General features: G+C 58.8%; 21 protein-coding genes, 1 tRNA gene and 1 pseudogene. 4 read left to right on the top strand and 19 right to left on the bottom strand.

Annotated features, from left to right (window positions below; translation table 11 throughout):
* Positions 1-112: 112 nt before the first annotated feature.
* The 3 genes from NLK60_RS04960 to hflX all read right to left on the bottom strand — a co-directional run bounded on the left by NLK60_RS04960 (position 113) and on the right by hflX (position 3155).
* Complete coding sequence (locus NLK60_RS04960; RefSeq protein ID WP_254809784.1) at positions 113-490, bottom strand: nucleic acid-binding protein; 378 nt, start codon at positions 488-490, stop codon at positions 113-115.
* Entirely contained in the window at positions 487-1641 is a 1155-nt protein-coding gene (locus tag NLK60_RS04965; protein WP_254809785.1) for a thiolase family protein, read from the bottom strand. The genes NLK60_RS04960 and NLK60_RS04965 overlap by 4 nt, the downstream gene beginning before the upstream one ends.
* A 179-nt stretch (positions 1642-1820) precedes the next feature.
* Positions 1821-3155 (bottom strand): GTPase HflX, encoded by a 1335-nt coding sequence (gene hflX / locus NLK60_RS04970; protein WP_254809786.1) that lies wholly within the window; start codon positions 3153-3155, stop codon positions 1821-1823.
* 482 nt (positions 3156-3637) lie between these two features.
* Between hflX and NLK60_RS04975 the strand changes: the two genes are divergently transcribed.
* Positions 3638-3943: an FUN14 domain-containing protein gene (locus NLK60_RS04975; RefSeq protein ID WP_254810431.1), complete on the top strand. Its 306-nt coding sequence runs from the start codon at positions 3638-3640 to the stop codon at positions 3941-3943.
* 285 nt (positions 3944-4228) lie between these two features.
* Here NLK60_RS04975 and NLK60_RS04980 read toward each other — a convergent pair whose 3' ends face one another.
* The 8 genes and pseudogenes from NLK60_RS04980 to NLK60_RS05015 all read right to left on the bottom strand — a co-directional run bounded on the left by NLK60_RS04980 (position 4229) and on the right by NLK60_RS05015 (position 9560).
* On the bottom strand, positions 4229-4582 hold the full coding sequence (locus NLK60_RS04980; RefSeq protein ID WP_254809787.1) for a DUF7344 domain-containing protein: 354 nt from the start codon (positions 4580-4582) through the stop codon (positions 4229-4231).
* Between the two features lie 91 nt (positions 4583-4673).
* A complete protein-coding gene (locus NLK60_RS04985; RefSeq protein ID WP_254809788.1) occupies positions 4674-5330 on the bottom strand; it encodes a helix-turn-helix domain-containing protein in 657 nt (218 codons plus the stop codon).
* Positions 5331-5702: 372 nt separating this feature from the next.
* Positions 5703-6428, bottom strand: a complete 726-nt coding sequence (locus NLK60_RS04990; protein ID WP_254809789.1) for a ribosome assembly factor SBDS — start codon at positions 6426-6428, stop codon at positions 5703-5705.
* Positions 6429-6515: 87 nt separating this feature from the next.
* Positions 6516-7280 carry an archaeal proteasome endopeptidase complex subunit alpha gene (psmA, locus tag NLK60_RS04995; RefSeq protein WP_254809790.1) on the bottom strand — a complete coding sequence of 255 codons (765 nt, stop codon included), beginning with the start codon at positions 7278-7280 and terminating at the stop codon, positions 6516-6518.
* A gap of 296 nt (positions 7281-7576) precedes the next feature.
* Positions 7577-7915, bottom strand: a pseudogene (locus NLK60_RS05000) (Rpp14/Pop5 family protein); the annotation flags it as partial.
* A gap of 58 nt (positions 7916-7973) precedes the next feature.
* Positions 7974-8633 carry a class I SAM-dependent methyltransferase gene (locus NLK60_RS05005; RefSeq protein WP_254809791.1) on the bottom strand — a complete coding sequence of 220 codons (660 nt, stop codon included), beginning with the start codon at positions 8631-8633 and terminating at the stop codon, positions 7974-7976.
* Positions 8617-9330 carry an RNase P subunit p30 family protein gene (locus NLK60_RS05010; protein WP_254809792.1) on the bottom strand — a complete coding sequence of 238 codons (714 nt, stop codon included), beginning with the start codon at positions 9328-9330 and terminating at the stop codon, positions 8617-8619. The genes NLK60_RS05005 and NLK60_RS05010 overlap by 17 nt, the downstream gene beginning before the upstream one ends.
* A 155-nt stretch (positions 9331-9485) precedes the next feature.
* Positions 9486-9560 (bottom strand) — tRNA-Glu (locus NLK60_RS05015).
* A gap of 175 nt (positions 9561-9735) precedes the next feature.
* On the opposite strand from NLK60_RS05015, the gene NLK60_RS05020 reads away from it, so the two are divergent.
* Positions 9736-10473 carry a fumarylacetoacetate hydrolase family protein gene (locus NLK60_RS05020; RefSeq protein ID WP_254809793.1) on the top strand — a complete coding sequence of 246 codons (738 nt, stop codon included), beginning with the start codon at positions 9736-9738 and terminating at the stop codon, positions 10471-10473.
* A gap of 107 nt (positions 10474-10580) precedes the next feature.
* Here NLK60_RS05020 and NLK60_RS05025 read toward each other — a convergent pair whose 3' ends face one another.
* On the bottom strand, positions 10581-11045 hold the full coding sequence (locus NLK60_RS05025) for a hypothetical protein (protein WP_254809794.1): 465 nt from the start codon (positions 11043-11045) through the stop codon (positions 10581-10583).
* Between the two features lie 333 nt (positions 11046-11378).
* Here NLK60_RS05025 and NLK60_RS05030 point away from each other — a divergent pair, with 333 nt between their 5' ends.
* Positions 11379-11813, top strand: coding sequence for a universal stress protein (locus NLK60_RS05030; protein WP_254809795.1), 435 nt, complete (start codon positions 11379-11381; stop codon positions 11811-11813).
* A gap of 136 nt (positions 11814-11949) precedes the next feature.
* Here the strand turns inward: NLK60_RS05030 and NLK60_RS19780 are convergent, their stop codons facing one another.
* The 3 genes from NLK60_RS19780 to NLK60_RS05040 all read right to left on the bottom strand — a co-directional run bounded on the left by NLK60_RS19780 (position 11950) and on the right by NLK60_RS05040 (position 16220).
* On the bottom strand, positions 11950-12048 hold the full coding sequence (locus NLK60_RS19780) for a DUF7989 family protein (RefSeq protein WP_484555225.1): 99 nt from the start codon (positions 12046-12048) through the stop codon (positions 11950-11952).
* Positions 12049-12424: 376 nt separating this feature from the next.
* Positions 12425-12727 (bottom strand): DdfA family disk-determining factor, encoded by a 303-nt coding sequence (gene ddfA / locus NLK60_RS05035; RefSeq protein ID WP_254809796.1) that lies wholly within the window; start codon positions 12725-12727, stop codon positions 12425-12427.
* A gap of 280 nt (positions 12728-13007) precedes the next feature.
* Positions 13008-16220 carry a PAS domain S-box protein gene (locus tag NLK60_RS05040; RefSeq protein WP_254809797.1) on the bottom strand — a complete coding sequence of 1071 codons (3213 nt, stop codon included), beginning with the start codon at positions 16218-16220 and terminating at the stop codon, positions 13008-13010.
* 771 nt (positions 16221-16991) lie between these two features.
* Here NLK60_RS05040 and NLK60_RS05045 point away from each other — a divergent pair.
* Complete coding sequence (locus NLK60_RS05045) at positions 16992-17282, top strand: MoaD/ThiS family protein (RefSeq protein WP_254809798.1); 291 nt, start codon at positions 16992-16994, stop codon at positions 17280-17282.
* Between the two features lie 12 nt (positions 17283-17294).
* Here NLK60_RS05045 and NLK60_RS05050 read toward each other — a convergent pair whose 3' ends face one another.
* The 4 genes from NLK60_RS05050 to NLK60_RS05065 form a co-directional block, all read right to left on the bottom strand.
* Positions 17295-18959: an aldehyde ferredoxin oxidoreductase C-terminal domain-containing protein gene (locus tag NLK60_RS05050; protein ID WP_254809799.1), complete on the bottom strand. Its 1665-nt coding sequence runs from the start codon at positions 18957-18959 to the stop codon at positions 17295-17297.
* Positions 18960-19165: 206 nt separating this feature from the next.
* On the bottom strand, positions 19166-19909 hold the full coding sequence (locus NLK60_RS05055; RefSeq protein WP_254809800.1) for a beta-ketoacyl-ACP reductase: 744 nt from the start codon (positions 19907-19909) through the stop codon (positions 19166-19168).
* A 318-nt stretch (positions 19910-20227) separates the two neighbouring features.
* A complete protein-coding gene (phaC, locus tag NLK60_RS05060) occupies positions 20228-21556 on the bottom strand; it encodes a class III poly(R)-hydroxyalkanoic acid synthase subunit PhaC (protein WP_254809801.1) in 1329 nt (442 codons plus the stop codon).
* Positions 21553-22098, bottom strand: a complete 546-nt coding sequence (locus tag NLK60_RS05065; protein ID WP_254809802.1) for a poly(R)-hydroxyalkanoic acid synthase subunit PhaE — start codon at positions 22096-22098, stop codon at positions 21553-21555. The genes phaC and NLK60_RS05065 overlap by 4 nt, the downstream gene beginning before the upstream one ends.
* Positions 22099-22200 lie beyond the last annotated feature (102 nt).

Here is a 22200-nt window from a genome sequence, read left to right on the forward strand (position 1 = left end):
CTGCCTGTGCCAGCCTCCCATCGTCGACACGGTTCACTGTAACTCACCCAGAGACGTTACCGGAAACCTTTTCGAGCGGTCATAACGTCGGTTCTCTCGATGGAGAACCGATTCACTCCGAAATCGGTTCGAACCGATAGCCGTCCCACTCCTGTTCACTGCCCGCTTTGATCCCAACTGTCGGGTCCCGCAGTTCGTCGACGTAGACCGGCCGAACGGTATCGCCGCTTTCGACATCGCCGGTCGTCAGTTGTCCGAGCGCCCGGACGGGCGTGTCGACTTCGTGATCCTCGAGGTCGAATTCGACGATAGCAAGATGGTTGGGCTGTCTAACACCGGGTGGTGTCGCCGTGCTCGTCGTCCAGGTGACGACTGTTGCCGTGTACTCGCTCAGATCGATCGTATCGACCGGTTCTTCGCCATCGAGTCCGAGGTGATGACCGGGGAATCCGACCGAGCCATCAGCGTAAACGAACGCCTCCATCGTCATTGTCCTGCCTCCATAATCGTCGTGATCACACAGTTGCCGAATCCACCGACGTTACAACAGAGACCGACGTCAGCATCGACCTGCCGCGGGCCTGCCTCACCGACGACCTGTTCGTAGATTTCGACACCCTGAGCGACGCCGCTCGCCCCCAGTGGGTGTCCTTTGGATTTGAGACCGCCCGACGTGTTGATCGGCAACGACCCCGACCGCTCGGTGTCGCCAGCCTCGACGCGCTTCCAGGCCTCGCCGTGGCTGGCAAAGCCGAGCCCCTCCATCTGCAGGAATTCGAGAATCGTGAACATGTCGTGTAGTTCGGCCACGTCGACGTCCTCTGGGCCGTAGCCGCTCATCTCGTAGGCCCCTTTACCACTCTCGACGACGCCGTTCATCACCGTCGGGTCCGGGCGCTCGTGCACGACGTGGGTGTCCGTCGCACCCGAAACCCCGGAGACGACGGCGTAGTCGTCGGTATACTCTCTGGCGACCGATTCCGGACAGAACATGAGCGCGGCGCTCCCGTCGGTAATCGGACAGAAGTCGTAGAGTCGCAGCGGATCGGCAACGATGGGCGATTCGAGCACCGTCTCGAGGTCAACTTCCTTCTGGAACTGCGCGTGGGGATTGTCCACGCCGTTTTTGTGATTTTTCACCGCCACCTTGCCCAGACTTTCCCGAGGAGCGTCGAAGCGCTCGAGATAATGTCGGGCGGTCATCCCCGCGAACGACGGGAGCGTGACGCCGTGTTTGTACTCGTCGGGATGGGTGATCGAGGCGATGATGTCGGTCGCCTCGCCCGTCGTCTTGTGGGTCATCTTCTCGCCACCGACGAGAAGCGTCATCTCACTCGCGCCGCTCGCGATGGATTGCCAGGCGGCGTAGATCCCTGCCCCGCCGCTCGAACTCGTCTGATCCACCCGCTGGCTGTACGCCGGCAACACGCCCAGATCGTGGGCGAGCATGTTCATGATACCGCCCTGCCCCTCGAACTCACCGCTCGACATGTTCGAGACGTACAGATGCTCGACCGCACTCGAATCCACGCCCGCATCCTCGAGGCAGCCCTTCCCGGCCTGGGCAATGAGGTCGCGAATCCACGCCTCCCGTTGCCCGAACTGGGTCATCGACGCGCCGATAATTGCTACGCGTTCCATGCGAAGACACAGTCGCGTCACTCATTTATAGGCTAAGGTCCTGGCAGCATTGATTCGAGACTGGCATCGACCGAGGACTGCAACAGGGCCCGTCAGAGATCGAAGAGGGCCGAATGGATATAGGTCCAGTATCCATACCAAATAGCTACTGGAACGCTATCGAATCGGATTCCCGAAAACTATGCCGTTGCTTGCAGTTCGCTCGCTCGAGACCGTGCTCTCGAGATGATTTCCGGTCTGGCTTCGAACGATATCGCCACGTCCGCCTCGCCGTACGTCACGTCGTCGACCGTCGCGTGGTCGTGAATCCAGGAGACGAGACTCATCGTGTCGTCGGTCATCGGTACGACCAGGCGTTCGGTCTCCCAGTCGGGCAGTTCGTCGTCTATCCGGTCGAGCAAGGCGTCGATGTTGGACCCGGTCTGTGCGCTGACGGCGACCGGGTCAGGAGCGAGTGCCGAGAGTGCGTTGCGCTTTTCGTCGAGTTCGGCTTCACTGATCTGGTCGGTCTTGTTGAGGACGGTGACGATCGGAGCCTCGTTGCGTTCGTACAGCGTATCGTGGCTGGTCACGAGCTTTTCGTGGATGTCCTCGATAGGCTCGCTCACGTCGACGACGAGCAAAACGAGGTCCGCCCGATAGACTGAATCGAGCGTCGACTTGAACGACTCCACCAGCCAGTGCGGTAAGTTGCTGATGAACCCGACGGTGTCAGTCAACAGCACGTTTCGTGGCTCGATATCCGCCCGGCGGGTCGTCGTCCCAAGCGTGGTGAACAGCTTGTCCTGAGACTCGGCGGTTGCGTCGAGATCGGGATGTAGATCCTCGTTTTCGTCGACGTCGATATCGCGAGCCATCCGTCGCAACAGCGTCGACTTGCCGGCGTTCGTGTAACCGGCGAGCGCGACCAGATCGAACCCGGAGTCACGCCGTCGTTCCCGACGCTGTTCTTCGGTCTGTTCGATCTGGGCCAGTTCGTCGTTGATCCGGCTGATCTGGGCTTTGATGTCCCGTTCGCGACTCTCGTCGTACTCACCAAGCCCCATGAAGCCCGGGTGTTCGTCCCGCTTAGCGAGACTTACTTTGGCTTCGGCACGCGGCAGTTCGTAGCGCAGTTCCGCGAGTTCGACCTGTAACTGGGCTTTTCTGGTCTGGGCTCGCTGTCCGAAGATTTCGAGAATGAGCGTAAACCGGTCCATGACCTCGACGCCGTCGGGCAACAGCTGACCGAGATTATACGTCTGGTACGGGCCGAGACGGTTGTCAAAAATGACCGTCTCCGCGTCGGTCTCGCGGACCAGTTGGGCCAGTTCTTTCGCTTTCCCCTCTCCAAGCTGTAACGCCGGGTCTGCCGTTCGCGTCTGGGTGATCACGCCAGCGATTGTGTAGCCACTGGCACGGGCGAGATCGATGATCTCGGACGTGTCCGGCACGCCGGAGTCGACGCGCTTTGCGATTACTGCGGCCCCGTTAGCTTCTGTGTCCGCTCTGGAAGTCGATTCGTGTGTATTCATGTGTGGGTGTTTTTCGTGGGGGTCGGAGGAGTCATTGCACGCAGGGAGCGTCTGTTGCCCGTTTGTCTCAACGATCGACGAGACGGATGGACAGCTCTCCTTCGAGGCGGATGCCGCGCACCGTTCGGTAGACGGTGACAAACAGTTGTTCGCAGGAGGTGCGAGGAGTTACCCTCGACTCGAGCCATAGACACGGCTCGAGTTTCGATTGCGGTCCATCGACATCCACACCGTCCCACGTCAGGGATGCCGGTCACTCACCTCGATTCGTTTCGCGTTGCCCATATCACTGGTACGCCGGGCACACTCTTGAATCCCTTGGCGCAGTTGCAGCGCGCTCGAGACATATTTCGCGCATACCGATACACGAATACCTGCTACAACAGTACCCGAGTGGCAACGCCCCAGACGATAAAAGTCATTATCTGCTGACAGTCTCGTCACCACAAAAGTCATGCCCACCGAACCGAGTGTGAAACATGATGTTAGATCTCGACCCAACAACCCTCGGCCTCGAGTTTGGTGGCGGGGCCATTATTGGAGGGCTAATGGGCTTTGCCGCCAAGAAAATCGCAAAACTCATCGCCGTTATCATCGGCGTCCAGCTCGTCATCTTTCGGTATCTCGAGTCACAGGGAATCCTCTTCGTCGACTGGGATGCCCTCTCGAGAGGGCTCATTAGCACGTCCGAGCGCGCCGACGCCAGTTTCCTCGAGTCGATTATCTCGACGCTCTCGGTCGGCGCAGGGTTTACTGCGGGCTTTCTGATCGGCTTCAAACGCGGATAACTGTCGCACTATCAAAAGGGAAATTGTTCTGTCGTCGCTGTGGTGAAACGCGAGTGAAGTCCCCCGTGCAATGGACAAACTTCAGACACTAAACCTCCGCAAGGAGCAAATCAGCACCGCAACCCCCGAGACGGTGCTACTCAGGTTCTCACAAGCGTTCTTCTCGGAGAACGCTCAACCGAGCGCCAATTGTCGACACTGTTCACTGCAGAGTGCCTGTCTGTGTCACACCAAGGACAAGTTGGTGGCCCAATCACGATACAGTTCTCGAGTGGACCCGGTTTGTTATGTTCCTGCAACCGGTTTTGTCGTTTCGTCGGACTCGACAGACTGGAATATGTCTAGTAGTGGCGAGATTTCGTCGATAGCATCCTCGAGAAGGCGTATCTGCCACGTCTCGTGAGAATACGAGATCAATCCCACCTCTCGTAATTTCGGCAAGTGGACGTGTTTGAGTTCGATTTGTGTCTGTCGAACGTTCTCGGGCGTTCGCTCGTCTGTAAGCGCCCTGACCAACCGAGTCGCCAACTCGTTCACGGTGAGCATCCGATTCCGTGCCAGTATGGCGAGACTGTGTCGGCGATATTCGTCGTTCACCGTGTCGATCAACGTGTTCGTTCGAGTGGAGTGCATAGTCATGAACTGACCGTACCCATAACCACGCCCCCCGCTCGGAGGAGGCTGGCGACTGTACTATCATGATATTAAGTGAGGGCGAGTAGCGCGAGGATTACGCACTCTCGTCCGAAAGAATCAGCGTACTTTCAACCAACGCTTGATGTGCGCGTTGGAGTCGCTTCGACAATGATTGCTGTGAAATACCGACCTCCGACGCAATTTCTTCGGCCGACGCCTCTCGGGGCGATTTGAAATAGCCCTTTTCCCACGCTGTGACGAGGGCTTCCTGTTGCTTTGGCGTTAACCCATACTGTGCACCCGTCTTCGGTTGCGACACCTCGTACAATCGGTTGAGCCGAAAGGTAATCTCGTTTTCCTCAAAATGAGTCTGGAACTCCCCCAGTTCTTCCTGACTATCGGATCGAATCTGTAGCTCCCATCGTTCTCCGGTCCCTGTCGCCTCGAGGACGACAGCCCGAATATCGGTGTAAACGTATGCCACGGATTCGAGATGACTCGTCCACTCCGCCCGATACAACGCCGCTGATTCGAACCGGTGGATCTGTTCGATCCCCTTGATCGAGGGATCATCGGCCACCACCTGCTCGAAGGTTTGTGGATCTACGTCTGAAATCCAAAAATACGGGGCCAGTACTTCCTCGGTCGCTACGACACGCTCGATTTCGATGATCAGATCGGGCAACGCCTCGAGCGTTTCGTGGAGCGCGAACTCATTAGACGGGACGGTAAATTCACCAAAGACGCTCATACAGCAAATACGGGACACTCCGAGAAAAGCAATCAGATTCTCAATATATTGTGACGATCGCGACCGACAGAACGAAAACAGACCGTGTGCAGCGCAATACCGCTCAACGTCGAGACAACCTCCGATACCGGCCATGCGGGTGACGCTAGCGCCGTCTACAAACGCGCAGTGGGTACGTTGCGTCACACGCATCGAGCAGAGACAATCACCCAACTCGGCCACATCGAACGGAAACTGTCACGGCCCAACGGTACACCAAACAATCGGCGAAACAGGGGTACAACGCCCACGTATAGCAGTTAGAGGAAGTCCAGCAACGCTCAGCGGTGGCGGCTCCACTCGAGTGTGACGATAGTCCAAAAATTCGGCCGGTTATCTCGTGCTGAGTTCGTCTTTGTCGCTGACAACCTGTGTCTCTGCCTCGCCACTCGTGTTCTCGTTGACCACGTCGTAGAAGTCGTTTTGCAGCCCGGCCGGGAACGTGATGACACCGATCCAGGAGCCATCAGGTTGCCACTCCTCGCGCTCGAGGTCACCGTACTGACGGATCTTCGCCTGCGCACTGCCGGCGTGTTCCGGCGGGATCTGGACGGCAACCGTAATTTCTTCGAAACGAATCGGGATAATCGGCCGCAGAGCCTCGAGCGCGTCATCGACTTGCTCGCTCGCCGGCTCCATGGGTTCGACGGTAAAGCCCGCCTCCTCGAGCGCGTTGTCGATTCGTTCGGGCGGATGCGGGGCGTTATCCATCTGCGGATTGATCGCGTTGCGTGCAATCGTCGTAATCAGTTGCTTGCGCTTTTGGGCCTGCATCTCCCGGCGCTGGTCGGCTGTGATCTGGATCTCTCCCTGTTTGATCACTTCGGGGATGATCTCGAGTGGATCCGTCGTGTCGAATACGTCCTCGAGGTCGTTTTCTGCCGGCCGATCGCCGGTCGAGGCGTTATCGAAGACGTCCTCGGCAGCGATAACCTCCTCGAGGTCGCCGTCGAACTCGCCACGTTTGATCGCCAGTGCCGCATCCGGGTCGACTAGCACTTCGAAACGCGCGCCGTGAGACTCGAGTCGCGCGGTGACAGCCTCGTCAAGCGAGATCATACTCGAAGATAGCCGCGGGCAGTTACAAGAGTGTTTCCCGTCACCGGAGTATTCGGTGTCGATACCGAGGTGAGTCCTCGAAGCCGATTACTCGTCGGCTTCCTCGTCTTCGTCCTCGCCCTCGTCGAGCAACTCGTTTTCGACGAGATGGGTTTCGATTTCGTCGTCTTCGAGCTGGACGAAGCGCTCGGTTTCGGCATCGATCGTTGCCAGTCCGACCTCGTTTGGCAACAGCGAGCCGTCGTTGACCGAGGCCAGCGCCTCGAGTGCCAGGCTAACGCCGCCGTCGAGGTCGGCACCTTCGTCGTAGTTCTCCTCGAGGAAGCCCTGAAGTTCGCCGCGGTCGGCACCGACGGCGAGGGCCTTCCACTCGTATGGCGTTCCGGAGGGGTCCGTCTCGAACAGTCGCGGTTCGCCGTTTTCGATGCCGCCGACGATGAGCGCGACACCGAACGGGCGAGCGCCACCGACCTGCGTGTACTGCTGGATGTGGTCTGTCACCGTCTTCGTCAGCGTCTCGACACCGATCGGTTCGCCGTAGCGCAGGTGGTTGACCTGACTCTGTCGGCGGGCGAAGTCGATCAGTTGGCGAGCGTCGGCGACGTGTCCGGCGCTGGCGATGCCGATGTGGTCGTCGGCCTTGTGGATTTTCTCCACGCTCGAGTCCTCGAGCAGTGGCGAGGGAATCCGTTTGTCGACCGCGAGGACGACGCCGCCTGCCGTTCGAATGCCGATACTCGCGGTGCCACGTTTAACCGCCTCACGGGCGTACTCTACCTGGTAGAGCCGGCCGTCTGGCGAGAAGATCGTGATCCCGCGGTCGTACGCCTGCTGTTGGGCTTGTCCCTGCATAGTATCACGTTAGATCGCAGTCGAGGGCTGTCGTGTTGATCGTCGCGTCCCCCGTTGTCCGTCTACAAATCCATTCCGTACAACGGCAACACGGTCAGCGATATCGAACACGACGTTTCTCTCTTTCGACCCTAACCGGTGGCGTCCTAAATAGTTTTCTTACTGGGGCATCCTCACCGGGTCCGAAACAACGCCGGACACGACATCACCGGAGGATGGCTCGAGTGTAGTAGAGAACCCCCAGATCGTGGAAGTTCAAAACCCCGCAGTCCTCGGTGGCTCCGCATCCACCGTTAAAACTTCGACTCGGCCGCCCGGATCGTTCCACTGACCCCCGCGATCAGCACGCCCAGTGGCTGGCGATCGACCGCGTCGATACAGGCGACGGCGGCTCGCGCCGGGGTCACCATTCCGTGTCGAACACGAACGATGGCTTCACCCTGTCCGTCACCGAACCGAAATCGAACCACCGTCAGATCAGCGTCTGCGCTGCCAGGATCGCCAAGCAAGTTCTGGCCCGCATACCAGAGTTCGCGCTGAAACGCACGTCGGTCGATAGAACTCCCCGGACGGCTCTCGAGTGAAATCGCGAGATAGCGCCAGCGCGGCCGGAGATGCTTGGGGAGGTGTTTCATCGATAATGATCGCCTGTATGTTGGCGTTGGGACCGGGTGGACCCGTCTCGAGAGGGACTCACGCCTCGTCCTCCCGGGGTCGTTCCGCTACCAGCACGCCGACGAGGTCGTGCACGCGTTCGACGGCTGTAAGCGAAAATCCGGCGTCGGTGAGCGCATCCGCGAGCACACCGACGGTCGCCGGGTCGTCGACGGCAGGGTCGTAAAACGACGCGCTCGAATCAGCTTCGTCGAAAAACATCAGGTCGCCGAGTACGAATCGCCGTGGCTCGAGCCCCGCAATCGTCTCGATGGCATCGCGTTTAGCCGCATCGTCGAGATGGTGCATCGCGAAGTTTGACGTGACGATATCGACGTGCGCTGGGTCGTTCTCGGATACAGACGCATCCTCACAGTCGTCTCCGGGCCAGTTCGGTTCGCGAAACGTCCCGTACGCGAACGTGACGTTCTCGACGCCGCGCGCTTCGGCCTTGCTGTGCGCGACGTTCATCATCTCCTCGCTGATGTCTCGACCGACGACGCGTTCTGCGTCCTCGGCGAGCGCCAGTGCGATCGCCCCGGTACCCGTACCCAGATCGAGCACGGTATCGGTTGGGTCCGGGCTCGCGTACTCGATAACCAGGTTTGCACACGCTCGATACTCGGGCGCCCCGGTGTCGTCGTAATCGTCGGCTTGCTCGTCGAATCGGGCTGCGTGTTCCTCAACGCTCTGTTTCATATCGTCCCCGTTCGACTCCAGGCTCAATGAACGAATCGGACTGGATTCGTCGGTTCCTCGTTGCTAGCTCGCCCCACTCCTCGAGTCCGGCCTCGACCCACGCCGAATCGAATCCGAGCTGTTCTCCCAGCGCACACAGTTCTCGCGGTGCTCGCAACTCGAGCGGGCTACGGGGGTCACCGCTGACGACGTACGGCGCGTCGTAGTAGTCGACGATTTCGCGCAGCTTTCTGAGTGACTGGATCGCACGCACGCGGCGCCCGCCGCTGGTTCGCAACACCGGTGCGAACGAGAACTCGAAGCGAACGCCGTTGTCGATAGCCGCTTTCGCGAGCACGTGGTTGACGTCGCCGGAGCCATCCATCGGATGGGCCAGCACGTCAACTTTGTCGGTTTCGACGGCAAACCGATTGAGTGCGTTTGTGCCGCCGTGGATGGTCAAAATAGTTCGTTCCGGGCGATAGTTCCCTACCGAGCCACTGGCCTGATGTGGGTCCTCAGCTCTGATTTCGATTCCGTTCACGACGTCGATCCCGGCCGACGCGTCCGCGAGCGCGTCTCCGATCCGCGCCGAATCCACCCTCGAGTCGTCGTGATTACGAATCACGAGCCCTTCGTACCCGTATCTGGCCGCCGTCTCGATCCACCGCTCGAGTGACCCCTCGCCGTCGGGCGTAACGTGGACGGCCTCGTACATATCCAGGTTCTCGAGGCGAGGGGTCTTGTGGGTTGCGAGTTAGACGGAATCACTCGAGTGAATTGTGAGTGGGGAGTGCTCGAGGGTGAAGGCAGGGGTTCCGTGTTTCAAATTCAGGGTCGCACGCCTCGCTCACGGAATAGTTCACGAAGAAGTGCTCCGTCTGGGATTTGAACCCAGGTCATCGGCTCGAAAGGCCGAAATGATTGGCCGGACTACACCAACGGAGCGGGGTTCGCATCCAATGCTTTCCCGGGGCTAATAAAAAGCGTTCCGTTCCGAGTCGAGGGTGTGAGTCTATCCCGTACCACACTCGAGTCATGGGGTTTTCTCGAGCAATCCACACTCGAAATGACCATGGGCGCGTGTCTGAACGTTTTTACTCCCGTGGTCGAATCCTCGAGTATGCACTTCGTTCGCATTCGCGACCCTGCCGGAGCCGTGCGACGTGGCCGCCTCGAGGACGGTGTCATTCACGTTAGCGACACGACGTACGAATTCGAAAGCGACGACATCGACATACTCGCTCCCTGTGAACCATCCAAAATCGTCTGCATCGGTCGGAACTACGCCGACCACGCCGCGGAGATGGACTCCGACGTGCCCGACCGCCCGCTGCTCTTTTTGAAGCCACCGAACACCATCGCGACGCACGGCTCGAGCGTCACCGTTCCCGCGGGGAAAGAGCGAATCGATTACGAGGCCGAACTCGGCGTCGTCATCGGCGAACAGTGTCGGAACGTATCCGAGGCCGACGCGATGGATGTCGTCGCCGGATTCACCTGCGTGAACGACCTCTCGAATCGTGACGATCAGCGCCAGGAACAAAACTGGGTGCGCGGAAAAGCCTTCGACGGGGCGGCTCCCATCGGTCCGGTGCTTGCCACACCCGATGAGGTCCCCGCGGAGGCATACGTCCGGTCTCGAGTCAACGGCGACCTGAAACAGGACGGTTCCAGAAGTCAGCTCATTTTCTCCATTCCCGAACTTATCGCCGAAATCACGACCTATCTCACCCTCGAAGAAGGCGACGTTATCGCGACCGGCACACCTGAGGGCGTCGGACCACTGGCTGATGGTGACCAGGTCGAAATCGAGGTCGAAGGTGTTGGCGTCCTCGAACACACCGTCCGAATACCCTGATACGGTGTACTGTCGTCTCTTACCGGTGATTGCCGACCCGGTGGGTAATCACCGGTAAAACGGTACAGCAGACCGTATGACCGCGAGTAGACCGCTCGAGAGTGGGACTACAGCCGTTTGTGCAGTGCTGCTGAGAGGCCGCCAACGACGCCCCCGTAGAGCACGTGTCCAAGGCCACTCACAGGATTGAGCGCCGGAACCGAAGGCGCGGTCACCCCGACACTGCCGAGCCACAGCGGCATGAGAACGCCGGCAGCCCCCACCCAGAGGACGGTCGCCCACACGATGCCGAGCGTGGTACTCGCGAGAATCCGGTCGTGGAACGGCTGGAGACGTCCCCACATGAAAAATCCGCCATACACGAGCGCGAAGACGATTGCATGCCAGAGGTGGAACACCCACCCGGCTGTCGTCCCCTCGGTCCCGTAGAGGGCACCGACTGCCTGAATCATCCCCATCACTTCATGCATGACTACTCCCATGAGAATCCCGGCGACGAGGCCAGCGATAACGAGATGGCTCCAGTAGCCAGCGGTCAGTTCGACGTACTGTCTTTCGTGCGCAGTCGACATACCTGAAAGAGGATACAGACGCTGATTATCGGTACCGCGGTCGTTCGTAAGCGAGACACAACCGGTGAAAGAGTCGACTTATTCGGATTACTGTCGTTTCTTCCCGGTGATTGCCAACCCCGGTAAGGGCACCACCAGGGAACATTACAGCAGACTGTCTCAGACTTGACAAATCACGGCACGGCTCACAGGCCCGTGTAGAAGCGACGTAGACAACTACTCCTGGCGGAGGTTTATTGAACTGGCGGGCTAAGTCACGTGTATGAAAACTCAAGATGGAGAGAGACAGACAGGACTAACGTACACTGAAAGACGGGCGCCCGAGGTGAACCAATGGCGATAGCGTTCGATGGGGCGATTCTCGTTCCCGCTGCCGATCCCGATGACGGAGAAGCGACTGCACGCGCGCTCGCCCCGCGACTGGGGCCGGAGAGTGAGATATTGATCGTCCACGTGATCGAGAAAGGCGGTGGTGCACCGGATAAAGCCCCACTCGAGAGTCGCAAGGAGTACGCACAGCAAGTGTTCGGCCGAACGCGAGCGCCGCTCGAGGATACGGGTGCGACGATCGAAACGGAGATACTGTACGGAACGGATGTCGTCGAAACGATTTACGAATCAGGTGCCGAGCGAAAGGCGGAAGCGGTGGCGTTCGTCCCCCGGAAGGCCAACCGGTTGATGGAGATGCTCAGCGGAAACACCACTCGCCGGATGATCAGGGAAGCGACGTTACCGGTGATCGTACTGCCGGTAAACGACGTCGAGTAAGGGTTTTCGAACGCTCTACGGGTTCGACCGATGGTGACTTACCTCGAGCCACGGCTTCTAACGGCCGGTACCGAACTCCCGGTTGCCTGTGCTGGTCGAGCACTGGCCGGGCGTCATCGAAATGTGTAAAAACTCGTTATTCGTCTTCGTTTTGGCCCCGGTGCCAGACGTTGGTCACGGAGGAACCGGATGGCGGTGTGTGGCTGACATCTTTCATCGTGGTTTGTTTTGTCATGACCCATCGTACTGAGTCCGGCCATATAACGGTTGCCTGAAATAAATATATACAGTATTATGTGTTAATATACCACGAGCTGCGCTGACGAGGAGTGACGGCTGGACTATAGGTGCCAGTGAAAGTCGTTGCACAGTCTATCGCCAGCTGTCGTCGTGATAGGTGTGTGATTCGTTCACTGGCTACTATAGCGACACGCTCGAGAGCATGGCTTACCGACGCTGCGCAAAGTCGTGTCACTGAGTGGCTTCCCGGTCCTGCACCCGTGGGTGCAACCGATGGTTACACCCAGGGGTCACCGCTCGAGAAAGTACTGGGTACCGTTCAGTGACTGGGCAGGGTCGTTACCGGCCTGTTGGAATCGATAAAAACGCGATCAGGCAGTAGGTTCGACGGTAATCGTTCCGTCAGCCTCGACGGTGACCATACAGTCGCTGTATCCAAACGTGACGCTCCCTCCATCTCGTAGCCCATCGGCCCGCGGCTCGAAGAGTCGCTCGAGAGCATCGACATCGATCGCGTAGTGAAGTGGGTCGAGTACTGTGACGTCGGTTTCCGTTACTGTAGCGACTGCCTCGGCGATGGCAACGCTCAGCGGTTCATCGTCGAGACGGTCGAAATTAGTAGTGTACTGATTGGTTGCCGTTCCGTGAAGTGAGTGTGTAGATGATTCAGTCATGTTTTGTGTCCCCCCTAAAGAGGGGTGTGTAGACAATTGCCCGTTTGCCAGTGATTGCAAAGAGTGTAGTCATTAAGGGTGTAATGTGTTCCGTTTTGGATGGTTAATTGTTTAACCCTGATCCAGCAGGCCACGACCCATGGGTGCAATCGAACGCAACCACAGTGGTTCAGCCCCGGATGGAAGGGCGGAAAGCCACTACTGGTTTGGCAAACCCCGAAAATGCGTGAAACCGATTGCTAGGGTCCGGTTTCGGGCATCGGTCGACGCCGGGAACGGACTAGCGCTCACGATCGAATAACGCACGAAATACCTTGCGTTCGGCCGTTCGAACGTGATTGTGGAAGGCGGGAGCCGAAATGTCAAGCGAGGATGCAATCTCCTCACCGGTCGTGACGCGAGGCCATTCGAAGTAGCCACCGTGGTAGGCCGTCTGGACGACTTCCCGCTGGCGATCGGTCAGCTCCTCGAGGGCTAACGCCCGGTTCGTCGTGTACATTGGTCCTTCGCGCCAGATCTCTTCGTCATCGGACGATTCCCGGCGAGCAAGTAACGTCGTCGCGAGGCCACGCCGGTTGAGATCCATGAGAACTTCTCTGACGTCTACCGACTTCGGGACTTCGAGCGTGGCCCGGGTGCCGGACCCTGGATCCACCGTACACGAGCGAAGCGTCCCGCCGTAGGTCTCGATAATCGGTGTGAGGAACGGTCCTCCGACCGTCAACTGGACCACCGTTTGTGAGGAGTCACAGCTGATTATCGTCCCTGTGACGTCGCTGTTTGCGAGCGCATCCTCCGTAAGCGAGGTCGAAACAGTTGCGAATACTGTCGTCGAGCCGTCTTCTTGTGGAAGTATCCCGTCGATTTCCAGGGGTGCGTCGGCGAGTTCAGCAACCGTCACGAGCGTCGAATCCGGTGAAATCTCGAGTTCGATCTCGGTCGCTCCATCACCCACCAACGCCTGCTTTCGCTGGACTGAATCGATAGCGTAGGCAATCGTATCGCCGAGTTCGGCAAGCGTCGTTCGTGTCGGCTCATCGAATCCGTCGTGTTCGCTGCTATACAACGTCAAAACGCCGTAGAGAAAGTCATCGTACACCATCGGAATCGCATAGACACTCTGGAAATCCCGAGAGAGGGCTGCCGAACGCCAGGCACCCTGGCGTAAATCCTCCGCAACGGCAGACACGGTAATCGGCGTCCGAGAGCGAACCGCGCGCCCTGCTGGCTCGGCCGCATGGTCGTCGAGAGCCGTCACTGTCACCTGCTCGAGATAGTCGCGTCCAACACCGGCTGCGTGTCGACTGATTACTTCGTTCCCACCGGGGTCCGGCTCGCCGATCCAGGTGTACGCACAGCCCTCTATCTCGAGGAGCCGATCACAGACGCCCGCTTCGATCTCTCTCCTCGAGTTCGCCCGTAACAGGAGGGATTCGATGTCTTCGCGGAGCTGTGACGCATCGTTCAGCCGCTCGAGGTGATCGTTTTGTCGTTCGAGTTCCTGCTCACGTTCGTGCAACCGCTGGGTGCGACCGATTCTGTCGAGTGCAGCCTCAGCCGTGGCACCGAAGGCCTTGGCTAACTCGATGGTCGTATCGTCGAAGATATCGGGTTCACTCGAAAGGGCGACGAGAACTCCGTGTTCACCGAGCGGGATCCAGACGCCACTTCTAATAGTCGCGTCTTCGTACAGACGCTCCAGCGCTGGATCTTCCGTGCGGACCGTTGCCTCACGGTCGAGGAAGACGTCCCAGGTCAGACCCCCTCCAGGCGCAAACCGGGGTGGCGTCCCAAACTGTGTGAGTAACCCGGTGGTGTACGCAGTCGGGACCAGTTCATTTTCCCGCTCATCGTACTGGTACACGACGACGTTCGGCAAACCGAGGACGTCTGCTGCCACGTCGGTCACGTACTCACAGGCCGCAGCCTTCGATTCGACCGTCAGCAGGTGTTCGGTCGCCTCGTACAGCGCATTGAGGGTTTCCTCGTACTGTTCTCGTTCGGTCACGTCGATACCGATACCGATGACCCCGCGGAGCGTCGACTCAGTGATGAGCGGCCGATACCACGTCTCGAACACGCGACCACCGACCTCACGGAACACGTGTACTTCGTGTCCATCCAGCGCGGTTTCGATGTCTTCGACGATATCAGGATGGTCAGCATACACTGCTTTGGCCGACTCCCCGACGACCTCTCCTGGCTCGAGTCCAATTCGCTCGAGTGCGCTGCCCTCTGACAGTGTGAACACACCGTCTTTGTCTATAGAGAACAGGATTACGGGCATGTTTTCGACGATTACTTGCAGGCGTTCGGAACGTTGGACGAGCGCTTGCTCGCGTTCGACCCGCTCGGTGACGTCGCTGAAGTAAATCGACAGCCCGGATTCGGAGGGATAGATTCGTGCTTCAACCCATCGATCGAACGGTTCGTAATACTGTTCTATCGTGTGCTGTTCCTGCGTTTCGAAGGATTCGAGTGCCGCCTCGGTGAACGCCGAATCGTCGAGGTCGGGTATCGTGTCAAAAATTGACCGCCCCAGTAAGTCCTCACGTGGCGTCCGGAAAAATAACTCTGCTCGCTTGTTGAGGTACGTGAATCGACCAGCAGAATCCAACGAAATGAACGCATCGGTTACGCGCTCGAACGATTTTGTCAACTCCTGTTCGACCCGTCGGTAGGCGGTGATATCTCGAACCGACACCACGACTCCCTCGACGACCGGATGGTCCAGTTGATTCGTCACGATGGCTTCGTGCACTCGCCAACCGCCATCACCGTGTTTAAATCGGTACTCACAGCCCCTCGTAGTACCGATGTCACCCTCGATCACGGCCTCAAATGTGTCTCGAAACGTCTCCCTGTCAGCTTCGTGGATGCAGTCATCGATTTGCTCGCCGAGCAACGACTCGGGATCATATCCGGCAACGTGTTCGACCGACGGGCCAGTGAAGGTGTGCTGACGGTCAGTATCGAGGACGAAAAAGAGCGTCGGAGAATTTTCGATCAGCGTTTGATACCACGATTCACGGGCCTCTTTTTCCCGGTCAGACCGTGTCCTCTCGATCACAGACTCGAGGCGGTGAACGAGAAGTTGCGGTCGCTCGAGTGTCGATCGCTGCACCACGTCGGCTGCCCCGGCCTCGAGGGCTGCTTCGAGGTGTGTGCTGGTCGCTGAGGAGTCATTGCTCGAAATCGAACCGCCGTCCGTCGATGGCGAGGACGAGTCCTCCACAGATGTCGGCGATGGGGACTCGGGGGAGCCGCCAGTTTCAGTTGCGGGGCCGACGACAACCGGCAGTTTCACCGCACTGATGGCGTCCAGATCGTCAGTAAGCACGCAATCGATGTCCTCGAGTTCCACGTCGGCTATCGATGTAACCGGACCGACCACTTCGAACGCGGACTCGAGAGGATCAACGACGCTATGGACCCAGTCAGCCGTTCCGACGAGTAACACGGCTTGCGAGTCGTGGTCCGCCGTTCGCTGCATACCTCACGTTCGAGAGAGAGGATTAAAAGGTCGCCGCCCACGTTACGATCTGATTTCAGATCGAATCAACGAAACACACCCACAATTATTTATATTAGTGGTTTATCACTATAGTAAATGGCTGTCAAAGAAGATACAAATCTCACGTGGCCGCTAAAACGTGATTATTTGCAGTTTGGTAACGCATTCGCATCTATTCGAAAGAAGCAACTACTTCATCAAGCCTCGGCGGAGAAGTCGAACCCGGCGTCTGCTACCGAATTGACTCCCACATTCGGACATGCGGAACCACGTTTACGGGGGCGAACAGAATGAACCGCCGACAGTATCTTTCGATATTCGGGACTGGTGTGGTCGGTGCTGGCGCTCTCTGGATCGTATATCAGGTAGAACATCGATATCGGTGATCAGGCAGCAGTATCGGGGACAGTCCATCGAACCGGAGAATCGTTCCCCTTCGAAGCAACTCGCGACGACGAGATTTTCATTAGCCTCGAGGTAGAAAGCGAAGGAGACAATAGCGGAGGGTTTAGCCTGTCAGCACCGGATGGAACACAGGTCCTGCAAAATTCGATTCGTACGGGCGTCGATACGCACGAGCAACATACGGCACAACAGGACGGGACGTACACTCTTTCGGTCAATCCGGGGAGTGCACGACTTCGAGTGGTGGTTTCTGTAACTGAGACATAATACGGAAGACGGGTATGGGTATTCCAGTCGTTCCACAACCCCACCAGTTACAAGAGCGATGGGCCGTAGCATACACCTGTGCAACTCGAGTGTGTGTTCTTCGGGCCGTTTCGCGAAGACGTCGGGCAAAAAACCGTCATCTGGGGCGAGGATGTAGACCACGTCGGCGAACTGCTCGGCGAACTCGAGGAGGCGTATCCGGTACTTTCGGGACGACTGCTCGATTCGGACGGAACCGGAATGGGCGGCCTGGCCGAAAAAACCGTCGTGACCAAAAACAAAACCGACGTTCGCCACCTCGAAGGCCTCGAGACGCCACTCGAGGATGGTGACGTGATACGACTCGTCCCCTCCGTCTACGGCGGATAGCGCTGGCCGATATCAGTCGGCCGAAATTGAAACTGGTTCGAGGGTACCCTCCGGGACGACACCGTTTTCGGACCAGCCGCGAGCCTCGTAATACTCCCCGATAGCGGCCTCGAGGTCCGGCAACTCGTAGGGCGTCCCGTCGTCGCTCACGTCGAACCCACGCTGATTGTTGAAGTGACGTTCGCGCGTCACCGTCTTCGCTCCAACCGCTAGCAGCTGATCGATTGGAGCGTCGAACAGCGTCTCGAGGCGCTCGTCGGTGACGTACTCACCGCCGAAGGCACAGACGATACCCGTATCACGGAACGCCGAGGCATTCTCCTCGTGAACCAGTGTTTCGGCCTTCCCGAGCGTGCCCTCGGGGTCAAGTTCGCCGCTGTACTCGAGGCTCAACATTCCGGCGTACATGTGGTCAGCACCGCGGTTTGCGACGGCATACGAAAGCCCCTGTCCGTGCAGGACGCGCCCGTCGTGGGCCGCAAACTCCATCCCCTTGACCGTGTAGTCGTCGACGCCCAACTCGTCGTGACAGCGGTGTACACCTTCGGCCAGCGTGTCACCGACACCCTCCCGATAGGCGATTTTTTCGACCAGTTCGTGGGCCAGATCCGCGTCGCCGAAGGCGTCCTCGCTTTTGAGGTAGGCTGCAATCGTCACGCCCGCAGAGATGGTGTCCATCCCGAGGACGTCACACAGTTCGTTGCTCTTCATGACGTCGACGATATCGTCGACACCCTGTAACGAGCCAAACGAGTAGACGGTCTCGAACTCGGGGCCTTCGGTCTCGAGGCCGGTCTCCTCGTCTCGAGTCGGGAGTTTACAGGCGTAGGCGCAGGCTGAGCAGGCTCCTTTCTTGTACTTTTTCTCCTCGACGGCGTTGCCACCGATCTGATCGGCGTGTTCGAACGAGTAGTCGTCGAAATACCGCGTCGGGAGCGAGAAATTGTCGTTGATGAACTCCGTCCCGCCCGTCGTCCCCTGACGTTTCATCCGGTCGTCGGACTGGGCGGCCTCGCGGTGTATTTCTGACTGGATCGAGGGTACCTCGATGTCGGGGGCCGAGTCGCCCTCGAAGGTGACGCACTTGACGTTTTTCGACCCGAGGACGGCACCGAGGCCACCCCGACCGAACGCACGCGAGTCGAAGGTCATGACGCTCGCAAACCGGACGAGATTCTCGCCCGCCGGCCCGATGGCGATACAGTTCTCCGGGCCGAGATCGCGGGTCTCGGCCATGTACGACGAGACTTCGGGAACCAGGGCGTTCTCGAGTTCCGGGACGGCCTCGAACTCGACGCCGGAATCCGTAACGTGAATCGCCACCAGGTCATCGCTTTCACCCACGATCTCGAGGACGCTGATACCGGTGTCGGCGAAGTTACGCGAGAGATAGCCGCCGGCGTTCGTCGACGCTAATCCGTCGGTCAACGGTGATAGCGCCGTCATGTTCATCCGGCCGGTGAACGACATCTGGCTCTGCTGGAGTGGCCCCGTGGAGAGATAGGCCCGGTTCTCGGGACCAAAGGGGTCGGCATCGAACGGAATTCGGTCGTGAGCCAGCGCCGTGGCGGTCGCCCGACCACCGACCGTTCGCTCGAGCACGTCGTCAATATCGGTTCGTTTCGCGTGCTGGTCAGAAACGTCGACGGTGAGGAGTGAGCCGCGAGCGTGTAACATGACCGGGAGTTGTGTGTCCAGCCGCTTAGCTCTAGTACCTTCCCAAACATCGATCCATGCGTAAAACCGGAACCGTCGTTTCGTGGAAAATGATGGCCACCGTGGCCGTTCTACACAGACACCAGACAGCGAACGGACGGGCCTCGAGACGCCGACAGAGTGAACCACCACGGGTCGGATAAGCCGTGGAACGCTCGCCGTTCTCGTTACAGGTCCATACCGCCGTTGACGTCGATCACTTCGCCGGTCACGTACGACGACTCCTTGCTCGCCAGGAACCGGACGACGGAAGCGATATCTTCCACTTCGGCCAGGCGCTCGAGCGGAATGCCCGCGATGATTCGCTCGAGGACGTGTTCCGGAACCGACTCGAGCATGTCAGTCCGCGTGAAACCCGGGGCGACGCAGTTGGCCGTCGACCCACCCTGGGCCAGCTCGAGCGCGATTGTCCGCGTAAATCCGAAGAGGCCGCTTTTCGCGGCGGCGTAGTTCGCCTGTCCGAAATTCCCCTGCTTTCCGACGACGCTCGAGATGTTAATAAGACGGCCATCTTCAGCGTTCCAGATGTCGTCGTAGAACTCCTGGGTACAGTTGAACGTTCCCCCGAGGTTGACGTTGATGACCCGGTCCCACTCTTCGCGTGTCATCTCGACGAACTGCGTGTCAGCAGTGATGCCTGCGTTGTTGACGAGAACATCTGCAGGCCCGAACGCCTCGTGACACCGCTCTCGAATCTCGACCACGTTCTCCCGGTCCGTAACGTCTCCCTGGACGGCTATCGCTTCGCCGCCAGCCGATTCGATGGCCGCAATTGTCGACTCCGCCGCCTCGTCTGACGAGCGGAAGTTGATAACGACGTTTGCACCCTCTGCACCGAGGTGTTCGGCAATGCCTCGTCCGATACCGCGTGCTGACCCAGTGATTACACACGTTCGTCCGTCCATTGACATGGTTAGATACGCATAGGACAGCCTGTGATAAATAAGAACCTGTGATTATGTTGAACAATGACGTGCTCGAGGAACGTCCTCGAGTGCCAATCGGTATAGATTCAGTAGTAATTTGATAGTGTTATTGTACTTGGCACTGAAGATTGAGCATCCGAAGAAACGGAATCCGTTGTGACAGCAGGTGTAGTAGCCAGTGAGACGATGGACACACCTGCCGCGACGCCGTCTTGCGGTAGGATGTCACTGACTTTCACTGGCTACTATAGTTCCACTGGCTACCGTCGTTCCGCAAATCTGGTTCGGGTGCGTGTGCGTACCCTATCGGTCCCGAACTTGTTCGATCCAGTCCTCGAGTCGACTCGGTGAGATACCCGTTTCCGCCGCAAGGTCGGCCACGTCCGCTTCGGCCAGCCCAGCGAACGATTCGATTCCTGCGTGGGCCAGGTCCTCGGCGTAGGCTTCCCCGATGCCGGTGAGTTCGGTCAGGTCATCACCGGCGGATGCTTCCCCAGCGTTGATTTCTTCGTCTGCAGCGTCGGCAGTCGCCGTACTCGAGTCCTCGAGTCGGGAGCGCTCTTCGAACCACTCACAGACCTGCGGCCAGAGTTCGTCGTGGCTGCGCGAGGAGACGCTCATGCCGATGTGTCCGGTGGCGAACTCGAGAATTTCGGTATCGTCGCTCGGAATGGCGTCGTTGAACGGTTTCGAGGCCTCCGGCGGAATCAGGTGGTCGTAGGTGGCGACGATCTGAAGGACCGGCATCTCGATGTTCTCGATGTCGACGTGTTTGTCGCCCAGATACAGCTCGTTTTCCACCAGTTTGTTGTCCTGGTAGATGTCGCCGATGAACTGGTCGTAGGTCGCGCCGGCCACGTCGATCCCCTCTGCGAGCCAGCGTTCCATCCGGGCGAAGTTCTCGACGAACTCCTCGTCGTCCATGTTCTCATAAAAGCGAACGTACTTCGTGACGTTGTTCGCGACGGGATCCATCAGCGCGAACCCAACGTCGAGGAACTCCGCCGGGACGTTGCCGAACGTATCGGTGACGCGTTCGGGATCGTAGTACTCGTCTGCGCCCCAGAGTTCGAGGACGCCGCTATCGCCAGCGAAACACAGGCCGGCGGCCATCAATCCGAGATTCCGTACTTTCTCGGGGAACAGCGCCGCGTACATCGTCGTCATCGTCCCGCCCATGCAGTAGCCGAGGATGTTGATCGCGTCCTGGTTCGAGCGTTCTCGAACCACGTCGACGCAGTTATCGATGTACCGGGAGACGTAATCGTCGAGCGTGAGCGAACGGTCGAGCGCCGATGGCTCGTCCCAGTCGATCATGTAGACGTCGAAGCCTGCCTCGAGGAGAGTCCGCACCACCGAGCGGTCGGGCTGGAGGTCGAGAATGTAGGGTCGGTTGATAAGCGCGTAGACGACCAGAATCGGTACGTCGTGTTGGCTATCCGTCTGAGATTCGTAGTGGAGCAGCCGGAGTTTGTTCTCCTCGTAGACGACCTCGCTCGGCGTCTGTCCAACTTCGACGTCGTTGAGCGTTTCAGCGCGGTCGGGAGCCACCTGTACCTTCTCGGCCATCTCCGCAGCCCCTTCCCAGGCCTGGCGCTGGATGTCCATCGCGAATGCGTACGGATTCTTCATTGCTCCTCCAGATGCTCGAGGACGCGGTCGAGTTTCTGCTCGACGGCGTGCTGGCGGCGCTCGAGTTCGACCAGCCGGTCGCCCACTTCGACGACGTCGCTTTCGGTGGCAAACCCGAGCGTCCGCAGGGTCGTCTCGGCGGCCTCGTCTGCCTGCTGTTGGGCCTCGAGGACGTCGCCGACGGTTTCTCCGGTCAACCGGGCGAACGCGGTAGTCGTCATGACCTCCTTGAACGCCTCGTTCGAGGTGTTCAGCCAGATATCACGAAACTCCTCGAGGTCGACCTCTTCGCCCTCGACGACGTCGTTCATTCGGTCGACCATCTGACTCGAGGCGTCCATCCAGGCCTCGTAGGCACGAGAATAGCCCTGAACGCCCTCCGACAGGTCGTCCTCCTCGATGGTGCCTTCGACCGCTTCCGACCAGCTTTCGACGAACTGGGCCTGGGCTTCCATGTTGGTCTCGAGGGCGTCCATGAATTGTTCGTTCCACTGTTCGACGAAGGCGTTCCACTGGTTCGAGTCGGTGTCTGAATCTGTCATTGCCATTGGTGGGGTTGGGAAGGTGAAAACATTGGGGGATATTTCTCGTGCGTGTGCGCGGCGTGAGGGGTAACCCCTCGACGCGAGAAGTCACAGCAGACT

The sequence above is a fragment of the Natronosalvus amylolyticus genome (genome assembly GCF_024298845.1).
Lineage (GTDB): Archaea > Halobacteriota > Halobacteria > Halobacteriales > Natrialbaceae > Natronosalvus > Natronosalvus amylolyticus.

Excerpts from the sequence above, each read along its gene's own strand:
- NLK60_RS04960 (WP_254809784.1), bottom strand. The coding sequence starts at position 490 with ATGACGATGGAGGCGTTCGTTTACGCTGATGGCTCGGTCGGATTCCCC.
- NLK60_RS04965 (WP_254809785.1), bottom strand. The coding sequence starts at position 1,641 with ATGGAACGCGTAGCAATTATCGGCGCGTCGATGACCCAGTTCGGGCAA.
- hflX (WP_254809786.1), bottom strand. The coding sequence starts at position 3,155 with ATGAATACACACGAATCGACTTCCAGAGCGGACACAGAAGCTAACGGG.
- NLK60_RS04975 (WP_254810431.1), top strand. The coding sequence starts at position 3,638 with ATGTTAGATCTCGACCCAACAACCCTCGGCCTCGAGTTTGGTGGCGGG.
- NLK60_RS04980 (WP_254809787.1), bottom strand. The coding sequence starts at position 4,582 with ATGACTATGCACTCCACTCGAACGAACACGTTGATCGACACGGTGAAC.
- NLK60_RS04985 (WP_254809788.1), bottom strand. The coding sequence starts at position 5,330 with ATGAGCGTCTTTGGTGAATTTACCGTCCCGTCTAATGAGTTCGCGCTC.
- NLK60_RS04990 (WP_254809789.1), bottom strand. The coding sequence starts at position 6,428 with ATGATCTCGCTTGACGAGGCTGTCACCGCGCGACTCGAGTCTCACGGC.
- psmA (WP_254809790.1), bottom strand. The coding sequence starts at position 7,280 with ATGCAGGGACAAGCCCAACAGCAGGCGTACGACCGCGGGATCACGATC.
- NLK60_RS05005 (WP_254809791.1), bottom strand. The coding sequence starts at position 8,633 with ATGAAACAGAGCGTTGAGGAACACGCAGCCCGATTCGACGAGCAAGCC.
- NLK60_RS05010 (WP_254809792.1), bottom strand. The coding sequence starts at position 9,330 with ATGTACGAGGCCGTCCACGTTACGCCCGACGGCGAGGGGTCACTCGAG.
- NLK60_RS05020 (WP_254809793.1), top strand. The coding sequence starts at position 9,736 with ATGCACTTCGTTCGCATTCGCGACCCTGCCGGAGCCGTGCGACGTGGC.
- NLK60_RS05025 (WP_254809794.1), bottom strand. The coding sequence starts at position 11,045 with ATGTCGACTGCGCACGAAAGACAGTACGTCGAACTGACCGCTGGCTAC.
- NLK60_RS05030 (WP_254809795.1), top strand. The coding sequence starts at position 11,379 with ATGGCGATAGCGTTCGATGGGGCGATTCTCGTTCCCGCTGCCGATCCC.
- NLK60_RS19780 (WP_484555225.1), bottom strand. The coding sequence starts at position 12,048 with ATGACAAAACAAACCACGATGAAAGATGTCAGCCACACACCGCCATCC.
- ddfA (WP_254809796.1), bottom strand. The coding sequence starts at position 12,727 with ATGACTGAATCATCTACACACTCACTTCACGGAACGGCAACCAATCAG.
- NLK60_RS05040 (WP_254809797.1), bottom strand. The coding sequence starts at position 16,220 with ATGCAGCGAACGGCGGACCACGACTCGCAAGCCGTGTTACTCGTCGGA.
- NLK60_RS05050 (WP_254809799.1), bottom strand. The coding sequence starts at position 18,959 with ATGTTACACGCTCGCGGCTCACTCCTCACCGTCGACGTTTCTGACCAG.
- NLK60_RS05055 (WP_254809800.1), bottom strand. The coding sequence starts at position 19,909 with ATGTCAATGGACGGACGAACGTGTGTAATCACTGGGTCAGCACGCGGT.
- phaC (WP_254809801.1), bottom strand. The coding sequence starts at position 21,556 with ATGAAGAATCCGTACGCATTCGCGATGGACATCCAGCGCCAGGCCTGG.
- NLK60_RS05065 (WP_254809802.1), bottom strand. The coding sequence starts at position 22,098 with ATGACAGATTCAGACACCGACTCGAACCAGTGGAACGCCTTCGTCGAA.